Source organism: Flavobacterium sp. (assembly GCF_965277525.1).
GTDB lineage: Bacteria > Bacteroidota > Bacteroidia > Flavobacteriales > Flavobacteriaceae > Flavobacterium.
Window position 1 is genome coordinate 1,071,617 of record NZ_CBDIDC010000002.1, and the last position, 7,109, is coordinate 1,078,725.

Genomic DNA, 7,109 nt, shown 5'->3' on the forward strand with positions numbered 1-7,109 from the left:
TTTGACAAAGCTTGGCCGACATAAAACTATGTAAATTAAAACAAGTGAAACGCCTTTTGTAAAGACAAAGAAAAACTATGCTTCTATGTGTTTAAAAAAACAACACCCAACAATAAAAAAAATGAAAAAATACCTATTACTATTTTTACTAACGATTGTTTCAGCGGGATATTCGCAGCAAAAAACATTCACAAACCCCATTCTGCCATCGGGCGCAGATCCTTACAGCACGTATTACAACGGATACTACTATTACACGAATACCTTACAAAACCGATTGGTGCTTTGGAAAACAAAAGATTTATCGGATCTGAAAAATGCACAAAGCAAAGTCATTTGGCAGGCACCAAAAGGCACCGATTATTCAGCAGAGATCTGGGCGCCTGAATTTCATATTATAAACGGAAAGTGGTATTGTTATTTTGCAGCAGATAATGGGGATAATAATACACATAGAATGTATGTGTTAGAAAATAAATCATCAGATCCGTTTCAAGGAAATTTTGAGTTTAAAGGAAAAATTGCCGCTCAAACAGACAAATGGGCGATTGACGGAAATGTTTTTGAACACAAAAAACAATTGTATATGATCTGGGCCGGATGGGAAGGCGACACTAACGGACAACAGAATATTTACATCGCCAAAATGAAAAATCCACTTCAAATAGAAGGAGATCGCGTGATGATTTCGGCACCAACAAACGATTGGGAAATGCACGGAGCCTTGCATGATGATATCAACCCGGCGCAGGTCAATGTGAATGAAGGCCCACAGTTTTTGTCCAGAAATGGTAAAGTTTTTATCGTGTTTTCCGCCAGTGGCTGCTGGACAGATTATTACGCTTTGGGTTTATTAACGTTTAATGGCGGTGATAATTTATTAGACGCATCGGCATGGAAAAAATCTGCTGAACCCATTTTCAAACAATCAGATAAAAACAAAGTGTATGCACCGGGACACAATTCGTTCTTTAAATCTCCTGACGGAAAAGAAGACTGGATTTTATATCACGCCAATTCAAATCCGGGAGAAGGATGCGGCAACAAAAGATCACCAAGAATGCAGAAAATCAATTGGGATGTGAATGGATTCCCGGTTTTGGGAGAACCTGTAAGCGAAGAAACCAAATTAGCACTGCCATCAAAATAGAAATTAGAAAACATCTTAAAAATATAAAAATGAAAAACATTCAGATCGCTACGGTTATCATGCTGGCACTTTTTCAATTTAATTGTAAAGACATTAAAAAAGAAAATGTACCAGCAAAAGAAACGGCTGAAATAAGAGCAGATGCTACAAAAACAGTTTTAGAAGCGAAGAATTTCGATACGATAATAGACGGTAAAAAGGTCAATTTGTATTGGATGGAAAACAAAGGAATCAAAGCTGCTTTTACGAATTACGGAGGAAGATTAATTGGACTTTGGGTGGCGGATAAAAACGGAAAACCAACAGATGTTGTAGTAGGAATGAACAGCGCAACAGGTTTCAAAAATGCAACTGAACCTTATTTTGGGGCTACAATAGGAAGAGTGGGAAACCGAATTGCACAAGGAAAATTCACTTTAGAAGGAAAACAATATCAGGTTCCGCTTAATAATGGAAAAAATGCTTTGCACGGCGGTATAAAAGGTTTTCAGGATGTGGTTTGGGATGTTGCTAAAGCAAACGAAAACACTTTGGTTTTGAGTTATGTTTCGCCAGACGGAGAGCAAGGTTTTCCAGGGAATTTAAAAGTAAAAGTGACTTACACCATTACAGACGATCATTCGATAAAAATAGAATATGAAGCTACAACTGATAAAACGACCATTGTCAATTTAACCAATCATGCTTTTTTTAATTTGAATGGGGAAGGAAGCGGTACTATTTTAAATCATGAATTACAGATTTATGCCAATGAATTTACTCCGGTTGATGAAGGTTTGATCCCAGGTGGAGAATTAAAATCAGTAAAAAATACGCCATTTGATTTTACATCAAAACATACCATCGGAGAGCGAATTGATACAAAAGACGAACAGTTGAAATTTGGAAAAGGATACGATCACAATTATGTTTTAAACGGAGCAAAGAAAAACGGACTGAATCATGCTGCAACCATTTCGGGAGATAAATCCGGAATTACAATGGATATTTATACGCAGGAACCGGGATTACAGTTTTACAGCGGTAATTTTATGCAATCAAAAAACACATTTAAATCTGGCTCAAAAGATGATTTCAGAACGGCTTTTGCGCTGGAAACACAACATTTTCCCGACGCACCCAATCAGCCAAAATTTGCCCCAATTGTTTTGAAAGCAGGACAGAAATACCATACGGTTTCTTATTATCAGTTTGCGGTGAAATGAAAAAAGTTTAACCGCAAAGTGCGCAAAGAATTACGCAAAGATATTCCCCCGCTTTGATTTTGCTGTAACCAAGAAATAAAAAACTTAGCACACTTAGCGTAATTCTTAGCGGTTAAAAAAAGTTGCTATAAAACCTAAAAAACAAAAAAATGAAAAAAATCTTAACCCTAATAACATCGCTTTGCGTTTTCGCAGCCTGTTCGCAGGAAAAAAATACAGATCCTCCCAAAGAAATAAAAGCCAGCACCATTTTACTGGCTGATCCTACGATTTTCTATAACAGCGGAACGTATTATTTGTACGGAACAACATCTGGAAATATTCCAAATGGCGAAGGATTTCAGGTGTATACATCATCAGATTTAAAAGGCTGGAAAGGGCCGGTTGGAGCGCAAAACGGTCTGGCCCTGAAGAAAGCAGATGCTTTTGGAGATAAAGGTTTTTGGGCACCGCAGGTTCTTTCGTATAAAAACAAGTTTTATATGATTTATACCGCTAATGAAAACATTGCAACAGCAGTAAGTGATAGTCCGTTAGGCCCTTTTAAAAGTGAAACAAAAGAGCCGATTATTAAAACCGGAAACCAGATTGATCCGTTTGTTTTTATGGATGATGACGGGAAAAAATACCTATATCACGTTAGATTAACCAACGGAAACCGAATTTTTGTTGCCGAAATAAATGATGATCTTCAAAGTATCAAACCGGAAACACTAACGGAATGTATTTCCGGAACATTGCCTTGGGAGAATACTGAAAAGACCAATTGGCCGGTTACAGAAGGACCAACAGTTTTAAAACACAACGGTTTATATTACCTGATTTATTCGGCGAATGATTTTAGAAATATTGATTATGCGGTGGGTTATGCCACGAGCAAAAGTCCTTTTGGTCCTTGGGAAAAATCAAAAGACAGTCCGATTATCAGTAGAAAAAATACCCATCAAAACGGAATTGGGCATGGAGATGTTTTTTGGGATCAAAATCAAAAAATGCATTATATTTTGCATACGCATTTTAATGAGAGTGCTGTTTCTCCGCGAAAAGCAGCAATTATAGATATAGAATTTGTTGGTAATGAATTGAAAGCAGTCGATAATAGTTTTTACTTTTTACAAAATTAAGAGATAACTTTTGAGAGCACAAAGTAGTAAAGTAATTTTTGCCTGATAAGTAACGCATTTTAGAGGATGCTAATCTTTGAAATAATATCACAAAAATCACAAAAAGAGCAAGCTTGTCATATTGATTTTGTATTTTTAGAGGTAAGCGATCACAAATATTAAATTGGGAAGTAACAACAGAACGGACAATTAAAAAACAGTATATATGGATTGGAATAATAAAGAAATACTGGAAAAGGCAAATAAAGCACTTACAGCAGGAGATAATGAAGGATTTCTGTCTTTTTGTACTGATGATACGCAATGGACATTTGTAGGTGATAAGACTTTGAAAGGAAAGGAATCAGTTCGCCAGTATATGGCAAAAGAGTATTTAGAACCTCCACAATTTGTGGTTGAAAATCTAGTAGCTGAAAACGATTTTGTTACGGCAATCGGCGAAATAAGTTTTAAGGACAAGAGTGATAGGGAAATTAGAAATAAACTACTAAATCAGGTATTGTTTCTCATAACTTTCTTTATATATCATTAATTTTATTAGAAAAAGATGCAAACAATATTAGGTGCAAACGGAATAATAGGAGAAGAACTGGCGAAGGCATTACGCAACAACTATACTACTGAAATAAAGTTGGTGGGCAGAAACCCAAATAAGGTTCACGATGAGGATATTGTATTCAGGTGTGATTTACTCGATCCTGAAAGTGTAAAAAAAGCTTTGGAAGATACTGATATTGCTTACCTGACAGTTGGCTTGCCGTATGATTCTCAATTATGGCTCAGACAATGGCCTTTGATAATGAAAAATGTTATTTCGGGCTGTAAAGCGCAAGGTTGTAAACTTGTTTATTTTGATAATACTTATGCTTATCCGCAGGACAGTACAATTCAAATTGAAGACACTCCTTTGGAGCCAAGTGGAGAAAAAGGGAGGGCAAAAAAAATAGCAGTTGAATTATTATTGGACGCTATAGGGAAAAAGGAAATTAAAGCTGTGATTTGCCGGGCACCTGAATTTTATGGGCCGGGTAAAACGAAGGGAATTACAAATGGTCTTGTATTTGGAAATTTAAAGCAGCATAAGAAACCAAAATGTTTATTGAAAGACAATGTAAAAAGAACTTTAATTTTTACCCCGGATGCCAGTAAAGCAATGGCTCTAATTGGTAACACAGACGATGCCTACGATCAGACGTGGCATTTGCCGTGTGATGATAACCGATTAACATTCAAAGAATTCATGAATGAAATATCCAAACAATTAGGAAGGGAAGTCAGATATGGAAAATTAACCTCATTCATTTTAAGGATAGCAGCAGTTTTCAATCATTCTTTAAAAGAAACACTGGAGTTATTACCGCGATATGCCATTGATAATATTTTTGATTCATCAAAATTTAAAAAACGATTTCCCGATTTCAGAGTAACGACTTATCAGGAAGGGATAAAAATTATTTTAAAGGATTATAACATACAATAAACCTGTTCACGAAATCTTTTCTTAGAATCGGGCTTTATTATTTGTGGTGAATGATCAACACTTTCTATACAATTATTGCAGACTCACTGGATAATGATGCGTATATTTGGTATTGTAAATCATAATAATGCTATATATGAAGAAAATAGGATTTTTATCGTTTGGGCATTGGGCAAATCACCCTTCCTATCAAGCCCGCACGGCAAGCGATACACTGCTTCAGTCTATCGATTTGGCCGTTGCTGCAGAGGAGATTGGTTTGGATGGTGCTTATTTCCGTGTACATCATTTTGCAAAACAGCTGGCATCGCCTTTTCCTTTACTTTCGGCTATTGGTGCTAAAACGAACAAAATAGAAATTGGGACAGGGGTGATCGATATGCGATATGAAAACCCGCTGTATATGGTTGAAGATGCTAGTGCTGCGGACTTAATTTCAGAGGGACGTTTACAATTGGGCATCAGCAGGGGATCACCGGAACAGGTCATTGACGGTTGGCGTTCTTTTGGTTATGAACCATTGGAGGGTGAAACAGATGCTGATATGGGACGCAGAAAAGCTTTAGAATTTTTGGATAAACTTAATGGTGTGGGATTTGCCCAGCCCAATCCGTTTCCTATGTTCCCAAATCCTCCGGGCTTATTGCGACTTGAGCCTTATTCCGAAGGATTACGAAAACGAATCTGGTGGGGTGCTGCTTCTAACGCAACTGCTATTTGGGCAGCCGAAAACGGAATGCACCTGCAAAGTTCTACCCTGAAATATGACGAAAATGGGAAACCTTTTCATATTCAGCAGGCTGAACAGATCAGGATATATAAAGAAGCCTGGAAAAAAGCAGGACATCAGCATGAACCAAGGGTTTCAGTAAGCCGTTCTATTTTTGCACTGGTTACCGATCAGGACAAATATTACTTTGGAGATCAGGGTAAAGGTGCCGATAGTTTTGGCAATATAGAAAGGGATAAACGCGCAATCTTCGGAAAGAGTTATGCTGCTGAACCTGATAAACTCATCGCAGAGTTGGCTCAGGATGAAGCTATACAGGAAGCAGATACGGTGTTACTGACCATACCCAATACTCTGGGCGTTGACTACAATATACACGTATTGTCGACTATTCTAAAAGATATTGCCCCAGCACTGGGTTGGCGTTAAAATTTTTCAAAATAAATGCAACAAAGCCCCTTATGTTAAATAAGGGGCTTTTTCTATATGCGTCCAATTTTTTGTCTTGTCCTAAAAATTAGTATAGTGCTTAAAAAACAGCAATTTTCCCTGTTTGCATTTCGCCTGAGTTTGTCATTATTTTATAGATGTAAATTCCTGAAGCGGTGTTTTTTAGATTTATGTTGTTGGTTTTAGAAAGCAAGGGGAAAGCAAGGGTATTTTGTCCACTACTATTGTACAAATAGAAAATACCGTTTTCCTCTTTTTTGGTTTCAATATTCAATGCTTCATTTTTGCTCAATAACGTTGGATAGACAAAAAACAAATCATCGCCTAAATAATTAGCATCAAGTATTAGAGAACTTACCATCGTATTGTTTTCTAAAATCAGATTTATTTTATATTTATTGCTGCCTTTTATTGGGGTAGTATCTACAAAGGAGAATGTTTTTGAATTGATATCATTTATAGAGTTAATAATACTTTCGGTATTATTAATTATTTTTAGTAATTCAATTCTTTTGATATTGTACAAGCTGAAAAGACTGGCATTGATTTTTACTTTGTCTTCCTCATAAATTTCTGCTAAAGTCAGTTCGAAATAACAATTGGAGTCTTGAGCATATTGCAATGTTGATTCACTTTTTATTCCTTCGCTATTGTCAAATACAGGTACAACAGTATAAATTTTTCCATCGGTATAAGTGTAAGTAGTGTTCGTTGTTTGTTCTTTAAATTCTAAATGATCTCCTGTCAGCTGATAGATATTAAATGAAGCCACATCGGAAGGTTTGTCCCAATTAATTTCTGTTGTTCCACCACAAACTAAGCTGGTATTTATATTTAAATCATAAGAAATCGTAAAGCTGTCAGAGATATAATCGGTACTATCAATAGTCATTTTTAATTTGCTTTTGAAAATTTTTGCGCTGTAGGAGCATAAGTAAATTGTTCACTATCCAGATTTACATCCTTTGCA

General features: G+C 36.3%; 7 protein-coding genes. 6 read left to right on the plus strand and 1 reads right to left on the minus strand.

The features are described from left to right. The first annotated feature begins 121 nt into the window (after positions 1–121). From ACQY44_RS06580 to ACQY44_RS06605, 6 genes are all read left to right on the plus strand, one after another. The gene (locus ACQY44_RS06580; protein WP_428229602.1) at positions 122–1,150 is read left to right on the plus strand and encodes a glycoside hydrolase family 43 protein; all 1,029 of its coding nucleotides are present in this window, start codon (positions 122–124) and stop codon (positions 1,148–1,150) included. A gap of 29 nt (positions 1,151–1,179) precedes the next feature. Next, entirely contained in the window at positions 1,180–2,355 is a 1,176-nt protein-coding gene (locus ACQY44_RS06585) for an aldose epimerase family protein (protein ID WP_428229603.1), read from the plus strand. Positions 2,356–2,504: 149 nt separating this feature from the next. Then, positions 2,505–3,479 (plus strand): glycoside hydrolase family 43 protein, encoded by a 975-nt coding sequence (locus ACQY44_RS06590; protein ID WP_428229604.1) that lies wholly within the window; start codon positions 2,505–2,507, stop codon positions 3,477–3,479. 205 nt (positions 3,480–3,684) lie between these two features. Further along, positions 3,685–4,011, plus strand: a complete 327-nt coding sequence (locus tag ACQY44_RS06595; RefSeq protein WP_428229605.1) for a nuclear transport factor 2 family protein — start codon at positions 3,685–3,687, stop codon at positions 4,009–4,011. A 15-nt stretch (positions 4,012–4,026) separates the two neighbouring features. After that, positions 4,027–4,959 (plus strand): NAD-dependent epimerase/dehydratase family protein, encoded by a 933-nt coding sequence (locus ACQY44_RS06600; protein ID WP_428229606.1) that lies wholly within the window; start codon positions 4,027–4,029, stop codon positions 4,957–4,959. A gap of 136 nt (positions 4,960–5,095) precedes the next feature. Beyond that, positions 5,096–6,118 (plus strand): LLM class flavin-dependent oxidoreductase, encoded by a 1,023-nt coding sequence (locus tag ACQY44_RS06605; RefSeq protein ID WP_428229607.1) that lies wholly within the window; start codon positions 5,096–5,098, stop codon positions 6,116–6,118. Between the two features lie 100 nt (positions 6,119–6,218). Here ACQY44_RS06605 and ACQY44_RS06610 read toward each other — a convergent pair whose 3' ends face one another. After that, complete coding sequence (locus ACQY44_RS06610; protein WP_428229608.1) at positions 6,219–7,031, minus strand: T9SS type A sorting domain-containing protein; 813 nt, start codon at positions 7,029–7,031, stop codon at positions 6,219–6,221. Positions 7,032–7,109 lie beyond the last annotated feature (78 nt).

Bases quoted from the DNA above. Each gene is read 5' to 3' on its own strand.
- ACQY44_RS06580 (WP_428229602.1), top strand. From the start codon at position 122: ATGAAAAAATACCTATTACTATTTTTACTAACGATTGTTTCAGCGGGA.
- ACQY44_RS06585 (WP_428229603.1), top strand. From the start codon at position 1,180: ATGAAAAACATTCAGATCGCTACGGTTATCATGCTGGCACTTTTTCAA.
- ACQY44_RS06590 (WP_428229604.1), top strand. From the start codon at position 2,505: ATGAAAAAAATCTTAACCCTAATAACATCGCTTTGCGTTTTCGCAGCC.
- ACQY44_RS06595 (WP_428229605.1), top strand. From the start codon at position 3,685: ATGGATTGGAATAATAAAGAAATACTGGAAAAGGCAAATAAAGCACTT.
- ACQY44_RS06600 (WP_428229606.1), top strand. From the start codon at position 4,027: ATGCAAACAATATTAGGTGCAAACGGAATAATAGGAGAAGAACTGGCG.
- ACQY44_RS06605 (WP_428229607.1), top strand. From the start codon at position 5,096: ATGAAGAAAATAGGATTTTTATCGTTTGGGCATTGGGCAAATCACCCT.
- ACQY44_RS06610 (WP_428229608.1), bottom strand. From the start codon at position 7,031: ATGACTATTGATAGTACCGATTATATCTCTGACAGCTTTACGATTTCT.